This window comes from Mesorhizobium sp. P160187 (genome assembly GCF_057766425.1).
Map to the genome: position 1 here is coordinate 1547293 of NZ_JBYMDX010000004.1, position 15579 is coordinate 1562871.

Annotated in this window: 17 protein-coding genes; 8 read left to right on the top strand and 9 right to left on the bottom strand. The window is 62.1% G+C overall.

The genetic code is table 11. The features are described from left to right. The 8 genes from AC3CCE_RS24495 to AC3CCE_RS24530 form a co-directional block, all read right to left on the bottom strand. On the bottom strand, positions 1-807 hold the full coding sequence (locus AC3CCE_RS24495; protein ID WP_023668004.1) for an ABC transporter permease: 807 nt from the start codon (positions 805-807) through the stop codon (positions 1-3). Further along, positions 804-1529: an ABC transporter ATP-binding protein gene (locus tag AC3CCE_RS24500; protein WP_023668003.1), complete on the bottom strand. Its 726-nt coding sequence runs from the start codon at positions 1527-1529 to the stop codon at positions 804-806. Before AC3CCE_RS24500 ends, AC3CCE_RS24495 begins: the two co-directional genes overlap by 4 nt. Then, positions 1526-2488 (bottom strand): PQQ-dependent catabolism-associated beta-propeller protein, encoded by a 963-nt coding sequence (locus tag AC3CCE_RS24505; protein ID WP_352626574.1) that lies wholly within the window; start codon positions 2486-2488, stop codon positions 1526-1528. The genes AC3CCE_RS24500 and AC3CCE_RS24505 overlap by 4 nt, the downstream gene beginning before the upstream one ends. Continuing rightward, positions 2476-3651: an ABC transporter substrate-binding protein gene (locus tag AC3CCE_RS24510; RefSeq protein ID WP_352512461.1), complete on the bottom strand. Its 1176-nt coding sequence runs from the start codon at positions 3649-3651 to the stop codon at positions 2476-2478. The genes AC3CCE_RS24505 and AC3CCE_RS24510 overlap by 13 nt, the downstream gene beginning before the upstream one ends. After that, positions 3648-4319: an ABC transporter ATP-binding protein gene (locus tag AC3CCE_RS24515; protein WP_352512460.1), complete on the bottom strand. Its 672-nt coding sequence runs from the start codon at positions 4317-4319 to the stop codon at positions 3648-3650. Before AC3CCE_RS24515 ends, AC3CCE_RS24510 begins: the two co-directional genes overlap by 4 nt. After that, positions 4319-5203 (bottom strand): ABC transporter permease, encoded by an 885-nt coding sequence (locus tag AC3CCE_RS24520; RefSeq protein WP_352512458.1) that lies wholly within the window; start codon positions 5201-5203, stop codon positions 4319-4321. The genes AC3CCE_RS24515 and AC3CCE_RS24520 overlap by 1 nt, the downstream gene beginning before the upstream one ends. Next, positions 5097-5918, bottom strand: a complete 822-nt coding sequence (locus tag AC3CCE_RS24525; protein ID WP_245262596.1) for an ABC transporter substrate-binding protein — start codon at positions 5916-5918, stop codon at positions 5097-5099. The genes AC3CCE_RS24520 and AC3CCE_RS24525 overlap by 107 nt, the downstream gene beginning before the upstream one ends. Positions 5919-6288: 370 nt before the next feature. Beyond that, on the bottom strand, positions 6289-6630 hold the full coding sequence (locus AC3CCE_RS24530) for a DUF768 domain-containing protein (protein ID WP_023667997.1): 342 nt from the start codon (positions 6628-6630) through the stop codon (positions 6289-6291). Positions 6631-6818: 188 nt separating this feature from the next. Here AC3CCE_RS24530 and AC3CCE_RS24535 point away from each other — a divergent pair, with 188 nt between their 5' ends. The 4 genes from AC3CCE_RS24535 (at position 6819) to AC3CCE_RS24550 (ending at position 10146) form a co-directional block, all read left to right on the top strand. Beyond that, positions 6819-7775, top strand: coding sequence for an NAD(P)/FAD-dependent oxidoreductase (locus AC3CCE_RS24535; protein WP_352512456.1), 957 nt, complete (start codon positions 6819-6821; stop codon positions 7773-7775). Between the two features lie 165 nt (positions 7776-7940). Then, entirely contained in the window at positions 7941-9227 is a 1287-nt protein-coding gene (locus AC3CCE_RS24540) for an SDR family oxidoreductase (protein WP_352512454.1), read from the top strand. Next, positions 9227-9709 (top strand): DUF2269 family protein, encoded by a 483-nt coding sequence (locus AC3CCE_RS24545; protein WP_023741841.1) that lies wholly within the window; start codon positions 9227-9229, stop codon positions 9707-9709. The genes AC3CCE_RS24540 and AC3CCE_RS24545 overlap by 1 nt, the downstream gene beginning before the upstream one ends. A 110-nt stretch (positions 9710-9819) precedes the next feature. Next, a complete protein-coding gene (locus tag AC3CCE_RS24550; protein WP_023687797.1) occupies positions 9820-10146 on the top strand; it encodes a low affinity iron permease family protein in 327 nt (108 codons plus the stop codon). 388 nt (positions 10147-10534) lie between these two features. Here the strand turns inward: AC3CCE_RS24550 and AC3CCE_RS24555 are convergent, their stop codons facing one another. Next, positions 10535-10810 (bottom strand): hypothetical protein, encoded by a 276-nt coding sequence (locus AC3CCE_RS24555; RefSeq protein ID WP_023667991.1) that lies wholly within the window; start codon positions 10808-10810, stop codon positions 10535-10537. A 217-nt stretch (positions 10811-11027) separates the two neighbouring features. On the opposite strand from AC3CCE_RS24555, the gene AC3CCE_RS24560 reads away from it, so the two are divergent. The 4 genes from AC3CCE_RS24560 to AC3CCE_RS24575 are packed head-to-tail and all read left to right on the top strand — an operon-like array spanning position 11028 to position 15578. Next, complete coding sequence (locus tag AC3CCE_RS24560) at positions 11028-12134, top strand: NAD-dependent epimerase/dehydratase family protein (RefSeq protein WP_023681102.1); 1107 nt, start codon at positions 11028-11030, stop codon at positions 12132-12134. Further along, entirely contained in the window at positions 12131-13204 is a 1074-nt protein-coding gene (locus tag AC3CCE_RS24565; RefSeq protein WP_352626567.1) for a GDP-mannose 4,6-dehydratase, read from the top strand. The genes AC3CCE_RS24560 and AC3CCE_RS24565 overlap by 4 nt, the downstream gene beginning before the upstream one ends. Beyond that, a complete protein-coding gene (locus AC3CCE_RS24570) occupies positions 13201-14493 on the top strand; it encodes a TIGR04295 family B12-binding domain-containing radical SAM protein (protein WP_023729531.1) in 1293 nt (430 codons plus the stop codon). The genes AC3CCE_RS24565 and AC3CCE_RS24570 overlap by 4 nt, the downstream gene beginning before the upstream one ends. Continuing rightward, positions 14478-15578 (top strand): glycosyltransferase family 4 protein, encoded by a 1101-nt coding sequence (locus tag AC3CCE_RS24575; RefSeq protein ID WP_031209094.1) that lies wholly within the window; start codon positions 14478-14480, stop codon positions 15576-15578. Before AC3CCE_RS24570 ends, AC3CCE_RS24575 begins: the two co-directional genes overlap by 16 nt. Position 15579 lies beyond the last annotated feature (1 nt).

Genomic DNA, 15579 nt, shown 5'->3' on the forward strand with positions numbered 1-15579 from the left:
TCATCCCTCGCCGCCGCGCCGGGACCACAAGCCGCGGCCGGGGTCATAGCCGATGACCGCCGCGAGGAAGAAGGCGATGAGGCAGCCAAGGACCACAACCGCCGCGACAGGATCGAACCGCAGATAGAGCGCGAAGCGTATCAGCTCGACCGCCGAGCTGAACGGGTTCCAGGCGGCGATTGTTGCCAGCACCGGTCCCGCCTCGGCAAGCCGCCACAGCGGATAGAGCGCCGTCGAGGCAAAGAACACCGGAAAGATGACGAAATTCATGACACCGGCAAAGTTCTCCATCTGTGTCGAAACCGAGGAGACAAGCAGTCCGAACGCGCCAAGCATGAGGCCCGCCAGCACGAGCGCCGGAAATACCGCGACGTAGCCGAGAACGGGCGGCCGCACATCCCAGAAACGCGCGATCAACAGAAACAAATAGACCAGCGGCACGCCGACGATCACGCTGGCCAGCAGGCGCGCCGCAAGCAGGTACCAGCGCGGCAATGGTGCGGTCAACAACAGGCGCATGCTGCCCATCTCGCGATCGTAAACCATGGCCAGCGAACTCGCCATGGCATGGAAGAGCAGCATCATGGCCGCTAGCCCAGGCACCACATATACGTCATAGAGAACATAGGTCTGGTAGGGTGGCGTGATCGACAGACCGAGAACGGAGCGGAAGCCAGCGGCAAAGATTGCCAGCCAGACCAGCGGCCGTACCAACGCCGAGAGCAGCCGGCCGCGTTGCCGCAACGTGCGCAGCATCTCCCTGCGCAGGATGCCATTGAGCGCGCGCACCGCGTGAGACGTTTTCATTCGGACTCCGTCAGCGACGCGAAGGCCTCGCCCGTGCTCGCTACAGCGAGATCGGCAGCCAGCCGATCGGCGCGGCCGGCCCACCGGATTGTGCCTCGATGCAGCACCACCACATCGTCATCCGCCTTCAGTTCTTCCAGAAAATGTGTTGCCCACAGGACGGCAATGCCGCGCTCGCGGCAAAGCTCCCGCACGTGCCGCTCGAGCGCGCGGCGGCCCGGCACGTCGAGCCCGGTGGTCGGCTCATCCAGCAGCAAAAGGCGTGGGCTATGCATCAGAGCGCGTGCTATCTCGACACGGCGACGCTGTCCCCCGGAAAGCGCTCGGGCAGGATCGTCGATCCTGTCCAGCACGTCCAGCCGGCCGAGTTCGTGGATGGAGCGCTCCTTGCTCAAGGCCTGGCTAAGGCCATGCAAGGCCGCGTGGTAACGCAGGTTCTCGCCGGCCGTCAGATCGAGATCGAGGGTCGGCAACTGGAAGACGACGCCCATCTGCGCCAACGCGGCGGACGGGTTGACATCCATCGCCTGGTCGAAGACATGCACCGAGCCGGAGCGGGCGTGATAAAGACCGGTGATGAGCGAGAACAACGTCGTCTTGCCGGCGCCGTTGCGGCCTAGCAAGATGCACATCCTGCCTTGGGCCACAGAGAAAGAGACGCCGTCGAGAACCCGCCGGTTCCCGAAACTATGGCCCAGATTCTCGACCGACAAGGCGTTCATGGCCCGATCACGACGCCCCACGGCCCCCGCCCCACCGGCAGCGATTTCACCACCTCCTGGTTTTCCAGATCGATAAACGAGATATCGCCGGAATTTCCGTTTGCGGTGACCAGGCGCTTCTGGTCGCCGGAGAGCGCAACGTGCCAGGGTCGTTGACCAACAAGGTAGAGCCGACGGACCGCCAGCGTTTTCACATCGACTTCCGCAATCCTGTTGGCGGGGCCGAGCGCCACATAGACGGTCGTGCCATCGCGGGACGTCGCCATGCCGACCGCCTGCACGCCCTCGCGTCGTATACCCGGCACCTCGAACTCGACTTTGCCGGTCTGCGCGCGCGTTGCCGTGTCGAAGACGGTGACGGTGCCCCGGATCTCCGAGGACACCCAGAATTGCTTACCGTCCGGCGAGAATAAAGCCGCGCGCGGCCGGGTATCGACCAGCAGATTGTCGACGAGTTCAAGCGTGCCTGCCTCGATCAGATGCACCATGCTGGTGGTCTCCGAAGTGCAGGCGACATAGCGGCCGTCGGCGCTGGCCGCCATTCCTTCCGGTTCGACGCCGACATCCACGGTGCCGATGACCTTGGCCGCGGCGATGTCCACCACCGACACCAGATTGTCATTCTCGTTGGCGACGAACAGCCGCTTGCCATCGGGATGGAGTGCGAAAAATTCCGGATCGGCTCCCGAAGGCAATTCGCCGACGACCCGCCGCTTCGCGACGTCGACCACGTCGATGCGGTTGTCGTCGCCTTCCGCGACGAAAAGCATCTTGTTGTCGATCGACAGCGCCAGCCCGCGCGGACGGCGGCCGACATCGATCGTCGCCAGCAAAGTCATTGTCACGCCGTCGACGACCGCGACCGTATTATCCTGCTCATTGGAAACGTAGATGGTCTCGGCGGCGGCGGGAGCAGCAAGAGCGAACGCCGCCAACAACAGCGTCATCAGAACTTGCATGTGCTCTCCTCCAGGTCGATGCCCAGCGTGTCGAGCGGCGTGCGCTGATGCAGGAAGCCCGGTTGCGGTGAGCTGGAAATCAAGAGGCGAGGCCCGGCGATCAAAATGGGCTGGCGCATCTGTCCGTCCCAGGGACGGAAACTAAGCCCCTGCCCCTTGAAGCCAGCGAGAAGAAACGCGTCGCCGCGTATATATCTGCCGATTGCCGCGGGATCGAGACTGTGCAGGCGCGTCGTCGCTTCGCCGATACTGCGCACAGCGAGCCAGGCCGCGTAGTCGCTGGGCAACATCCAGCGCCCTGCCTGCCTGTGGAAACGGTCCTGCAGTTGCGTGGCGCCCCATTCCTCGCTGACAGCGCTCCAGCCTGTGGCGACCAGCCCTTGCGTGCCGGCGACGATTCTCGGCAGCGCAGTGCGGCCCTCCAGATAGGCGCCGAATTCATCCGCCTCGTCGGCGACCACGAGCACATCATAGTCGCTGACCTGCGTGACCGCGGGTATTTCGGTCTGCAGCGTGACATGCCCTGTATCGGCACGTCCGTTGGCGGGCCTGAATGTCCACGGCTGGTCGATCGTGATCTCGGCTCCGAAGCGAGCCGCCGCCCGTCGAAAGGCCGCAGCCATCGCCTGATCCTGCGAATGCGGCCCCACAAGCAGGAACCAACGCTGCCAGCGCTTCCAGGCGAGATATTGCGCCAGCCCGTCGGCGAGCATGGCGCGGCTCGGGATCGTGTGCAGGACGTTCCCACGGCAGTCCTGCTGGCGAAGCACGTCGTCCGGCGCCCGGCTGTTGAGCAACGTCATCTGCTCGGCACCGGGCGCGGCACTGGCCTGTAGAAGCTGACTGGCGTCGAGATCGGCGACGACAAAGGCGATGCCGGCATCGGCGAATTGTCTTACCGCGTCGTCCGGCGTTTCGGTTGGTTTCAATATCCTTTCCTCCAGCCGAAATTTCTGCCCAAGAAACCGGCCGGTGCTTTCGTCGTCGGCAATGCCGAGCCGTGCGCCTTGCAGGCCGTCGTCGGTCACGGTTTCATCAAGGGGTCCAAGGGGCAGAGCCGGTTTGCGCTCCTGGCCGATATACCCGATCACCATCGTCTGTTGCTCGGTGGCGCCAGGGCCGGTGATCAGCAAAAGAAAGAGAAGGCCCAGCAACAGTCTCATTGTGTCGCCCCCAGCCCAAAGCGCGACGATCCCGCTTCATCGCCACGAGAGATTGCGACATCGCGCACGATGCGGGCCGGCGATCCCTCCAGAACAATAACCCGATCACCCAGCGACGAGGCATATGCGAGATCATGCGTAACCAGCAGCGTGGTAGTCCGCCGACTGGCGAAACAATCCTGCAGCAGGCGGCGCATGTCTTGCGCGGTCGCCTCGTCGAGTGAAGCGAATGGCTCGTCGAGGAGCAGGAGCGCAGGCTCCACGGCGAGCGCCCGGGCAAGCGCTACGCGCCGCGCCATGCCGCCCGAGAGTCGCTGCGGATAGCTCTTCTCATTGCCTTTCAGGTCGACAGCGGCAAGCCACCGGGCCGCATCGGGCGCGCGATCCGGGATGGCCATCTCTACATTGCGCAAGGCGGTGAGCCAGGGCAGCAGCCTCGGTGTCTGGAACAGCATGCCTATCGGAAGCGGTCGTCCGCTCACGCTGCCGCGAAATTCGCGGTCGACGCCCGAAACGATCGACAGCAGCGTCGACTTGCCGACACCGGAAGGGCCGGTCAGGACGCAGACCTGTCCGTCGGCTATATCAAGCGACAGCGCGCGAAAGATCGTCCGGCGCTGTCCGTCGTCACCGGGGAAAGTCTTGTCCTCGATCCTGATCCTCAGCATCAGCGTCGCCAGGCGAACAGACGACGTTCCAACGGCACAAACAGTCCATACTCTATGGCAAGCATCACAACGCCGAAGCTGATCGCATAGGCAAGGATGTGGGTGACGTCGAAGTTCTGAAAATAGACCTGTAGCTGGAACCCGACGCCGTTGGAGCGGCCGAGCAGTTCGGCGAGCAACACGATCTTCCACGTCAATGCCAGCCCGCTGCGCAGGGTGACGAGAAAGAACGGCGCCAATTGCGGCAGCACGACATGCTGCAGCTTTGCAGCACGCCCGAAGCGATAGAGCTCAGCCATTTCGGCAAAGTCCTTGTCCAGCCGGCTGGCGCCTTCACGAATAGTCACCACGACATTGGGGATCTTGTTGAGCGCGACCGCAAGGACAAGCGCGGTCTCGGCAAGACCAAGCCAGATATAAATTAGAATGACCGTGATCAGCGCCGGCATGTTGAGGAGTAACACGATCCAAGGCCTCATCCATATGTCGGCTCTGTGCGAGCGGCCTGCCGCGTAGCCAAGGGCCGCGCCGATGACTATTGCCGACCCGAGGCTTGCCACGACGCGCGCAAGCGAGATGCCCAAATGGTATGGCAGCTCGCCCCGAACCGCTTCGTGCAGGAGAACCGAAACAACCTGGACCGGACCAGGAAACAGCCGATCGGCGGCGATCGATGATGCAATCTGCCAGACGAGCACCATGGTCAGCAATGCCGCAGTGGATTGACAACGCTGCATTGTGATGGGGAACGCTGGGACATCGGTCATTGGCGCGAGCTCAAGCCGGTATGGCCCGGAAGACACCAGGATCGAGGCTCGTCGCCTTGCCGACCAGATCCTCGCCGCCCAATTCGGCCAGGATTGCAAACAACCGGGCCGCGCCATCACGTTCGTCTTTGCCGAACCGACGAGGGATTCCGGCTCGATAGGCGGCGCGTAGCGCCGCCTGTAGGTGAGGATCGTCCGTGCCCAATTGGGGCGCGAGCACCCGCCATTCGTCGTCCGAAGACTCGAGCAGCGACTTCGCTGCCGCGGTCGCGCTCGTGAATCGCGCGAGGGCTATCGGGTTGGCCCGCGCCCAGCTTTCATGGAAGACGTAGCCGAGCATCGGCAAGTCCACGGATACGCCAAGCCCCTGCAGGATTTGCGCGACACTGAGCAGAGGCCTTGCCCCCTCTGACTCGAGACGGGCGGCGAAATTCCAGAACGTCAGCAGTGCATCCAGTCGCCCCGCCAGAAATTCCTGCTCCAACAAAGGCGGCGCGCCGAACACTGGCTCCACCTCTTCAGCAAGATCGCGCTTCACCTGACGGAGGCCGAGCGCGCGCAACAGGATCCAGCTTTTGTCCAGCGGACCACCTGCGATCCCCAGCCTTTTGCCCTTGAGGTCCGCAAGAGTTCGAATGGGCGAGCCTTGCGGCAGTTCCAGCGCGCCGACGGCACGAGAATAGGGATAAAAGACCAGATCAGCGCCTTCGCTGCGCTGGCGCATGACCCACACCCAGTCCGAAACGATGACGTCGACGCTGCCGGCCAGCAATGCGGTCTTACCGGCTTCGGTACCGGCAAGCCGCTGAGCCTCGATTGATACGCCGTGCATGGTGTCCAACGCATGTCGCCGCATGACGTCAACTTCCCAGGCGGCGGTGCCAAATCCCAGCACGCCAAATCGCACGAGCGGCGATGGCTGTGGCGCGGCTTCTGCGGAAGCACCCAATAGCCAGCAACAAATACCCGCAAGAGCGGCCCGCCGCGAGATGTGACCCTGATCATGCCGGGTCAGCCATTCGCCTGGAAGGGTAGCAGTCAGCACGGGCGCACCGGGTGTGAAGGAACTTTCCTAACGCCGTGGCGGCAGGAATGTTCCTCAATGGTGCATGGAACTAACGGGAAAGCACCTAAGGTCCGTTTTTCAGCTCGTATAGCAGCCCGGGGGGCTTGTTCAGGCGAACAGAAGAAGGTGTCAGGGGCTACGGTCCGCTCTTGGCATCATCGACCTCCAACGCGTCCATTACAGGTGCCGGATCGCTCTTTTCGGAGCTCGGGCTCTGCACCCCGGACCCGGCGTTCTCGATCGCTTGCACGATAGCATCTTCGATGTTTCCGAGTTCGTCCTCCCTTACTTCACGCCCATAACCGGCCACCTCGGCATCTTGCTCGAATTGCTGAGCGAGCACCGCGACGCTGACTTCCTCTCGACCAGGAAGTGTGCCGACATTCTCCTGTAGCCAGTTTTGAAAAAACTCTCTGGTCGCGCTCATCTCAGACCACCCTTTCGCCAAACTAAGCGCGACGATGAGCCGAAGTTCCATGATGCGTTCACTTTCCCAGTGGCGCTGTACTCACAGCGTTGGGAGCCACGAGGTTTTTGCAGGCTTGATGAGGCAGTGGCCTTTCTCTTCACGACTCGATTGGAGTTCACTCTTATCGCGCAGTGTGCATCCTGATTGCGTCCATTTCGACCCTGTGGAACAAGCCTGTTGAGTTGAAGTTAGGCCCTATGCCAAGCTTTTCGGGCGAACCAAGTTTTTCGGGCAAACAAGTTTTTGACGTTGCCATCGTCGGCGGCGGCCCCGCGGGGCTCGCTGCAGCCATGTATTTAGCCAGGTTTCTGCGTTCGGTGATCTCGCTCGACGCGGGGCATGCGCGTGCCAAGCTCATCCCAAAATCCCGCAACTGTCCCGGCTTCCCCGACGGCATCAGCGGGGAAGAACTGCTCGGCCGCCTACGAGCCCAGGCACAGCTATACGGCGCGAGCCTTGTCCATGGTTGCGTAGGCCACGCCGAAAAACGCGAGGGTTTTTTTGTCCTGACGACCACCTGCGGGATTGTCCAAGCAAGGCGCGTGATTCTGGCAACGGGCATTGTGGACAAGGCACCTCCCATTGAAAGACTGGAGGAGGCGATCGCAACCGGCATTGTCAGACTGTGCCCGGTTTGCGATGCATATGAGGCCCGGGGTAGCCGCATCGGCGTTGTTGGTCCGGAGCATCTCGCCGTCAGGGAGGCTCTGTTCCTGAAGGGATATGGCAGTCAGGTCGCCTTGCTCGCCAATAACCAGGATGATGTTTCCGAAGCTGCCCGCGGCGCCGCCTTGGCAGGCGGAGTTGAAATCTGGGACGCTGTCGATGACCTGATCCCTCGACGAACCGGGTTCGATGTCGTCATGGCCGAGGGCGCCCCGATGCGCAACATCGATGTGGTGTACCCTTCGATGGGCAGCGACGTACGCTCCGAACTCGCGGTTGCTCTGGGGGCTAACTGTGACGCAGAAGGCTATGTCCTGGTCAACCGACACCTTGAGACTTCAACGCCAGGACTCTATGCCATTGGCGACGTGGCCGAGGGGCTCAATCAAATTGCTGTTGCGTTCGGAGACGCCGCCAAGGCTGGAACTCACATTCATAACGACCTCCGCGATTGCGCCGAGCCCGCGACGAACTTCCGGCGAAGTTGACCTGCAGATGCGAACGCACCCTACCGGCTCACCTTTGGCTGCGTTGATGCCCGGAACCTGTTCCACCCGGCGTGAGACTACCGGCTTCGGCTTTGCTAGAGTTCTCCCAGGCGCAGCCGCTGGGTTGATGGACGGGCACGCGCTGGCGAACGGCTGGAGGAAGGAATGAAAATTCTCGTCACCGGCGCGTCAGGTCTGATTGGAGCCGCGCTTTGCGCGCGCCTGGCCGGCGAGAGACATGAAGTGGTCCGCGTGCTTCACCACGCAGACACTGGCGTCCACCCGGAGATCCCAACCGTTTCCCTGGATATGGCGCGGGCCTTGCGACCTCAGGACTGGACCCCCTATCTCGCCGGTGTGGACGCCGTCGTAAACTGTGCCGGCGTCCTGCAGGATAGTGCCCGGGAAAACACCCGGCATGTCCATTCTACCGGCGCCTCGGCTCTCTTCACCGCGTGTGAGCACGCAGGTGTGAATAAGGTGATCCACTTTTCTGCCATCGGGGTCGATCGCCAGCAGCCGTCCGCCTTTTCCGCCAGCAAGCTCGCCGGCGATGAGGCACTGATGGCACGTAGCCTTGACTGGGTCATCCTGCGCCCCTCCGTAGTACTGGGAAGGCCGGCCTTCGGCGCAAGTGCACTTTTTCGCGGCCTCGCGGCGTTGCTGCTCTTGCCGTTGATGCCCGACACGGGCCGTCTCCAAGTCGTCCAACTCGATGACGTGATCTCCACCGTCCTGTTCTTCCTCAAACCCGGCAGCCCATCGCACCTCACGCTGGACCTGGCTGGGCCCGAGGCACTTTCGATGAGCGAGGTCGTGGGTCGCTATCGCCGCTGGTTCGGATGGAGCAGTGCTCGGGAGTTCATCTTGCCCAATTGGGCCGCAGCTATCTTGTACAGGTTCGGGGATGCCGCGGCTCAGCTGGGCTGGCGCCCGCCGATGCGCAGCAATGCAGCAAAAGAGATTGCCCGAGGCGCTGTCGGCGATCCCCAACCCTGGATGACGGCGACCGGCATTCAACCATCAAGTCTTACATCTGCACTGCGTTTAAATCCTGCGACGGTGCAGGAGCGATGGTTCGCCGGTCTTTACTTCGTCAAGCCGGCGCTCTTTGTCATCTTGCCGCTCTTCTGGATCATGACGGGCATCATTTCCCTCACTGCCGGCTGGCGCAGCGGAGTTGATTTGCTGATTGGCACTGCTGCCGGCCCCTTGGCCGAACCGGCGGTAGTCGCCGGCGCGCTGGCTGACATCGCCGTCGGGGCGCTTATCGCCTGGCGCCCAACCAGCCGGCTTGGTCTTTTCGGCGCAATCGCGGTATCGCTTTTCTATGCGATCGCTGGGAGCATTCTGCGGCCGGATCTTTGGCTCGAGCCACTCGGGCCGTTGATCAAAATCCTCCCGATCCTCGTTCTGCATTTTGCAGCGCTGGCCATTCTGGAGGAACGCTGATGACGTACTTCGTGCTTAAATACCTGCACGTGATCGGCGCTGCTGTGCTGCTCGGAACTGGTGCCGGCATTGCTTTTTTCATGCTTTTGGCACACCGGACCGGGAATGCCGCGACGATCGCAGCCGTCGCCCGCATTGTCGTGCTGGCTGATTTCCTGTTCACGGCTACGGCCGTTATCGCACAACCTCTGACCGGACTGGGCCTCGCTAGGGTTGCGGGGTATTCGCTGTCCGAAGGATGGATCGTTCTCTCGATCCTGCTCTACATCTTGACGGGCCTGTTCTGGCTGCCTGTCGTGTGGATGCAGATCGAGATGCGAAATCTAGCCACACAGGCCGCACTCTCCAACCAACCTCCTCCCGAGCGCTACCATCAGCTGTTCAGACGCTGGTTTGTCTTCGGCTTCCCAGCTTTCGGCGCCGTGCTCGCCATTTTCTGGCTGATGATTGCGCGCCCGGCAATCGAGTGGTCATCGTTGTAGCTGCGATCGGCAAGCACTGGGCCGTGAATTCATCCGTCGCGCCTAGCTGGCTCGTGCCGGCGCGATGCACTGCGGTCGGGAACCACGGTCACTGCCGCGAGTTCTTTCGCATGGCCAATCATCCCGTCACCGGCGTGCTTACCTCAATCGGCACATTAACCTCCCGCCCCGCGGCATTCCTGATCCTGTTGGTCTACGCAATCCTTTGGATGATCTTCGAGCGACAGACCCTGGACTGGCATGGAGCGGCTACCTTGTTTACGTGGGCCATGACGCTGTTCATCCAGCGTGCCGAGCACCGCGACACTCAGGCCATTCACGCCAAACTGGATGAGATCCTGCGATCAGACCACAATGCCTCGAACATCACGCGGATCGACGATGAAGAGCCCGAGGAAATCGAAAAACACCGCCACCGCAAGCAGCAGGACGACTGATGAGCGGCGTTTTGGTTTCACGGCAGGACGAGTAGCGGGTTTCCAGCTTTTGACGCCTATCCAGCCCCGCCGCCAAAACCACCACCCTGCTAATCCTCGCTCCAACTCGGCGTTACGGCGCCCGGCGTTGATCTCTCTTCCCGCCCGGTTTCGCGTCATTCAAGGTTCTCCGTGATAAGGCCGAACTCAACGGCCTCGGGCAGCAGTTCGTCGTCGCCCTTCGCGTCACTTCTCCTCCTGCGCTCAGGGCTCCGATTCTGCTCAGGCCTTCGATCCTTGCTGCGACTGTGGTTCAGCGACCGAAGGATCGGAGCCCTCTATTGTTCCACCGCATCCAGAAAAATTTGCCCGAGAACCAGGTCAGGCAAATCGGCCGGCTCGAAGTGCGTCATTCGCCCTTCTGGTTGCGCTCGACGAACTTGTTGAAACGGCTGGTTTGTCCGTCACCAGTCTTGGACTGGTAAAGAAAGGCCAGATCGTTCTCGTCGAATATGCGGAAGAACTCATCCCATTCGACCGGCTCGAATGCTTCCTCGGGTTTGCCGAAGTCGATCCGCAGGATGCCGCCCGCGCCTTTGGTGCGAACCACTGCCGGCCGTCCATCCCGCTCCTCCGCCCATTTGCGGATTTCGTCGTGATTGGTGGTCGTTTGCGACTGGGACATTGAAATCTCCTTTGATCATCGGCGTTGCCAACATCGGGCATCGTCGGGGCTGCCGGCGTCCTAACAGCACAAGGGCGGCAATGTTCCGGCACGGCGCGGCGAGCGCGATGTGGCTGCTTCCGAACGAAGCCGGCCAAAGGAACTTTGTTGAAGCCAAGGGAACAAACCTTTTGCCGAAAAGTTCGGGTCGCCAAGATTACCTGTCTGAGGAGTGGTCGTGAAACGGATATTGGTTACAGGGGGCTGCGGCTTCATCGGCCGGCATGTCGCCCAGGAACTCATCGAGCAGGATTATTCGGTTCGCATTTTGGATGTGCTGCTGGAGCAGGTGCACGCAGGCGAAACAGTCGCCCTTCCCGCCGGGGCCGAGCTGATCAAGGGCGACATTCGGGACCGGGAGGCGGTCGCCAAGGCGCTGGAAGGCGTTGACGCGGTCATTCATCTAGCCGCGGAAGTCGGCGTCGGACAGTCGATGTACGAGATCGCGCGCTATGTCGGCACCAACGATCTCGGCACCGCGACGCTGCTCGAGGCGCTGATCAAACACCCGGTCGAGCGCATTGTCGTCGCCTCATCGATGAGTGTCTATGGCGAGGGCCTCTATGCTACATCGGACGGCCGGCGCATCGACAATGCCCGGCGCAAGGCGAGCGACATCAAAAACGGACAGTGGAATCCGCTGTCGCCGGAAGGCGAACCCCTCTCCCCCCTGCCGACGGACGAGGAAAAGCCGGTCGATCTCGCCTCTATCTATGCACTGACGAAATACGCCCAGGAACGCGCCGTGCTGATCTTCGGCGAAGCCTATGGCATCGATGCGGTCGCGCTGCGCCTTTTCAACGTATTCGGCGCCGGCCAGGCGTTATCGAACCCCTATACCGGCGTGTTGGCCAATTTTGCTTCGCGTCTCGCCAACGGCCAACGTCCAATGATCTTCGAGGATGGCGAACAGAAACGCGATTTCGTCCATGTGGATGACGTCGCCCGCGCCTTTCGTCTTGCGCTGCAGCAACGCCAGGCAAGGGGTCACGTCATCAACATCGGCAGCGGCCGAGCCTATGCTATCAGCGACGTCGCGCGGGTACTTGCCGAGGCCATGGGAACGCCGGACCGCTCGCCAGAGTTGCTCGGCAAGGCGCGCTCCGGGGATATCCGCAACTGCTTCGCCGATATTTCCAAGGCCCGTGAGCTGCTCGGTTTCGAGCCGAGGCAACAACTGGAGAATTCGCTCGCCGATTTCGTTTCCTGGGTGCGCAACTCGTCCGCCATCGACCGCGGCGCCGACATGAAACGCGAGCTTGAAGAACGTGGGCTGGTGTCATGAATACGCGCAATCGACGCGACGCGCCCGTCGCCATTGTCGGCGGCAGCGGCTTCATAGGATCGAACCTGGCCGACAGCCTGTTGTCGGATGGCGAGCCGGTGCTGGTGATCGACAATCTCAGCCGCCCCGGCGTCGAACAGAACCTTGAATGGCTGGCGCAGAAACACGGAAGCCGCCTCATGGTCGAAACGATTGACGTGCGCGACGCCAACGCGCTTGCGCCCGTTCTGAAGAGTTCCAAGGCGATCTTCCACCTGGCCGCGCAAACCGCCGTCACAACGAGCCTGGTCCAACCGGACGAGGATTTCGACATCAACCTTCGAGGAACGTTCAATGTCCTCGAGGCGGCGCGGCTGAGCAGTGAGTTTGTTCCGGTGGTCTTCGCCAGCACCAACAAGGTCTATGGCAGCCTGCCCGACGTCGCGGTGCGCGAGGACGGCGATCGTTACCTGCCTTGCGATGGCATCATCCAAGCGAATGGCATCGACGAGACCCACGGCCTGGATTTCTGCACGCCCTATGGCTGCTCCAAAGGCGCGGCGGACCAATATGTGCTCGACTATGCCAAATCCTACGGCATGCCGACGGCGGTGCTGCGGATGAGCTGCATTTACGGGCCGCGCCAGTTCGGAACCGAGGATCAAGGCTGGGTCGCGCACTTCCTGCTGAGTGCGCTGACGGGACGTCCAATCACCATTTACGGCGACGGCAGACAAGTGCGCGACATACTGCATGTCTCCGATGCGGTCGCCGCCTACAGGGCCACGCTCGATCGTATCGAGACGACCAAAGGACAGGCATTCAATCTTGGCGGCGGCCCCGATAATGCGATCAGCCTGCGCATGCTGTTGAGCGAGATCGGTAGCTTGACCGGCCGTGAGCTTTCGATCCGCCATGATGGCGAACGCACCGGCGATCAGCCCTTCTTCGTCGCCGACACCCGCAAGATCAAAGCGATGCTTGGCTGGAAAGCTCGTGTTTCATGGCGCGAAGGCATTCGCGATCTCGCAGACTGGCTGCAACAACACCGGCTCCAGCCTCGCCCCGAAGTCGTGAGGTACGTCGCATGAAAATCGCCCTGGTAAACCCGTTCTGGACCTATGACGACAGCATCTATTTCGGCTGCCGCCAACCACATCTCCCGCTGGAACTCGGCTATTCGAAATCCCTCCTCGAAACAGCCGGCCATGAGGTGTTGATGCTGGATGGGCAATTGCAGAAGCTCGACAACTCGGACCTCTCCGAGCGTGTGGCTGATTTCGCGCCTGCAATGACGGTCGTCAGTACCGCCCCGACTTATCTGTTCTGGCGCTGCGCACCACCCGAGTTGCGCGTGCCGGCCGATTTCCTCAACCGTCTCGCCGGGCGCGGTGGACGCACAGTCGCGGTCGGGCCGCATGGCTCGGCTACGCCCGCGCCAACCTTGCGCAAGCTTGGCGTCGACATTGTTGTGCGCGGCGAATGCGAGGAAATCGTCGCGGAACTTGCCCGGCGCGACGACTGGAGCGCGGTCCCCTCGACCGCTTACCTGCGCGACGCCAAGGTGGTTTTGAACGGCGGCGTCCACGCCAGCTCGTTTGTCGATCATCCGCCACTCCAATGGCCATCAGACTGGATCGCAGCCCATTCGCATCACCATCACAGGTTCGATGACAAGCAGGTTGGGTTCGGCGCGGAGGTCGAAGCATCGCGCGGCTGCCCCTACAATTGCAGCTTCTGCGCCAAGATCGATTTCCGCGATGCCTATCGCCGCCGCAACCACGAGGCGGTCATAGCGGAAATCGATGGGCTGATTGCCCAGGGCGTCGGCTACATTTATTTCATCGATGAAATCTTCCTGCCGCAGAAAGCGCTGCTGGAAGCGTTGATCGATCGCGACGTGAAGTTCGGTGTGCAGACCCGCATCGACCTTTGGAAACCCGATCTGCTGGAACTGCTCGGTGCGGCTGGCTGCGTCTCCATCGAGGCCGGCCTCGAAAGCCTGACCGTGGAAGGTCGTGCGATGCTGGCGAAACGCTGCCGGCTGGGTACCGAGGAACTTGCCGCGCTGCTCGTCAATGCCAGGCGTCACGTTCCGTTCGTACAGGCCAATCTGATCGGCGTCGTCGAGGATGACCCTGCCCTTGTGGACTACTGGCGAACGCACCTCATCGACAACGGCGTGTGGGCCAATGAACCCGTACCGCTTTATCCATATCCGAGTTCGCCAAGCTATCGCGAGCTTTGGGGCGAACCCGACGACCTCGCCTGGGAGCGCGCCCATGATCACTATCTCGCATCATTCCAGAAGTTCAGCGACATCCAGGAAAGGCGCCCGCGTCCGCTGGCGGAACTGGAGGCGACATGTTGCGGACACTGACGCCGCGCTCGCGGCGCATCCTGATGACGGTCGACGCCGTGGGCGGCGTGTGGCGCTATGCGCTCGACCTGGCCAGGGAACTTGTCAACGGCGGCGATACCGTGGTGCTTGCCGGCCTCGGTCCGCCACCGTCCAGGCAGCAGGCCGACGAGGCGGAGGCTTTCGCGAAGCTGATCTGGCTGAACACGCCGCCGGATTGGATGACCCGCAACGGCGGTGATCTCGACGCGCTGCCGCGGGAGTTGCATGCGCCCATGCGCGACCACGCCATCGACCTTGTCCATTTCAACGCGCCTTCGCAGGCAGCGGGATTCGACGCGCCATGCCCGGTCGTGGTGGTCTCCCATTCCTGCGTGACGACTTGGTTCCATGCGGTCAGAGGACAGGCGGCGGATGGGGCATGGGCCTGGCAGAAGGAGCGCAACAGACGCGGCATGGATCGGGCCGACGCGGTCATCGCGCCGAGCCGCAGCCACGCCGACATGCTAGAGACCTGCTACGGCCCGATCGCGCGCTTGAGTGTGGTCAGAAATGGTGCCCGTCCTCTGCTGAATGCCGAAAAGCACCAACCGCTCGTGTTCGCTGCTGCCCGCTGGTGGGACGAGGGCAAAAATGCCGCGGTGGTCGACCAGGCGGCGTCCCTGACGCGATGGCCTCTGTTTGCCGCCGGGTCGACGAACGGCCCAAACGGCGAGCATGTCAGCTTCAGCCATGCTGTTCCTCTGGGAGCAGTGCCGTCCGACGAGGTGCGTTCGTTGATGGCTCGCGCCGGCGTTTTCGTATCGCCATCGCTCTACGAGCCATTCGGCCTGGCCGCGCTGGAAGCCGGCATGTCGGCTACGCCCCTGGTGCTTTCCGATATCGCCACCTATCGCGAACTATGGGACGGGGCCGCGATGTTCTTTGACGCGCGCGATCCGCACGATCTCGCTGCCTGCCTCAATCGTCTCTCCAGCGATGCCGAGCTCCGGCGAGAGCTTGGCCAGGCAGCCATCCGACGCAGCCGCAGGTTTAGGCTGACAAAACAGACAGCGGCCATGCGCGGCGTCTACGACAAAGCGGCCTTAGCGATGGCGGAGCGCTGAT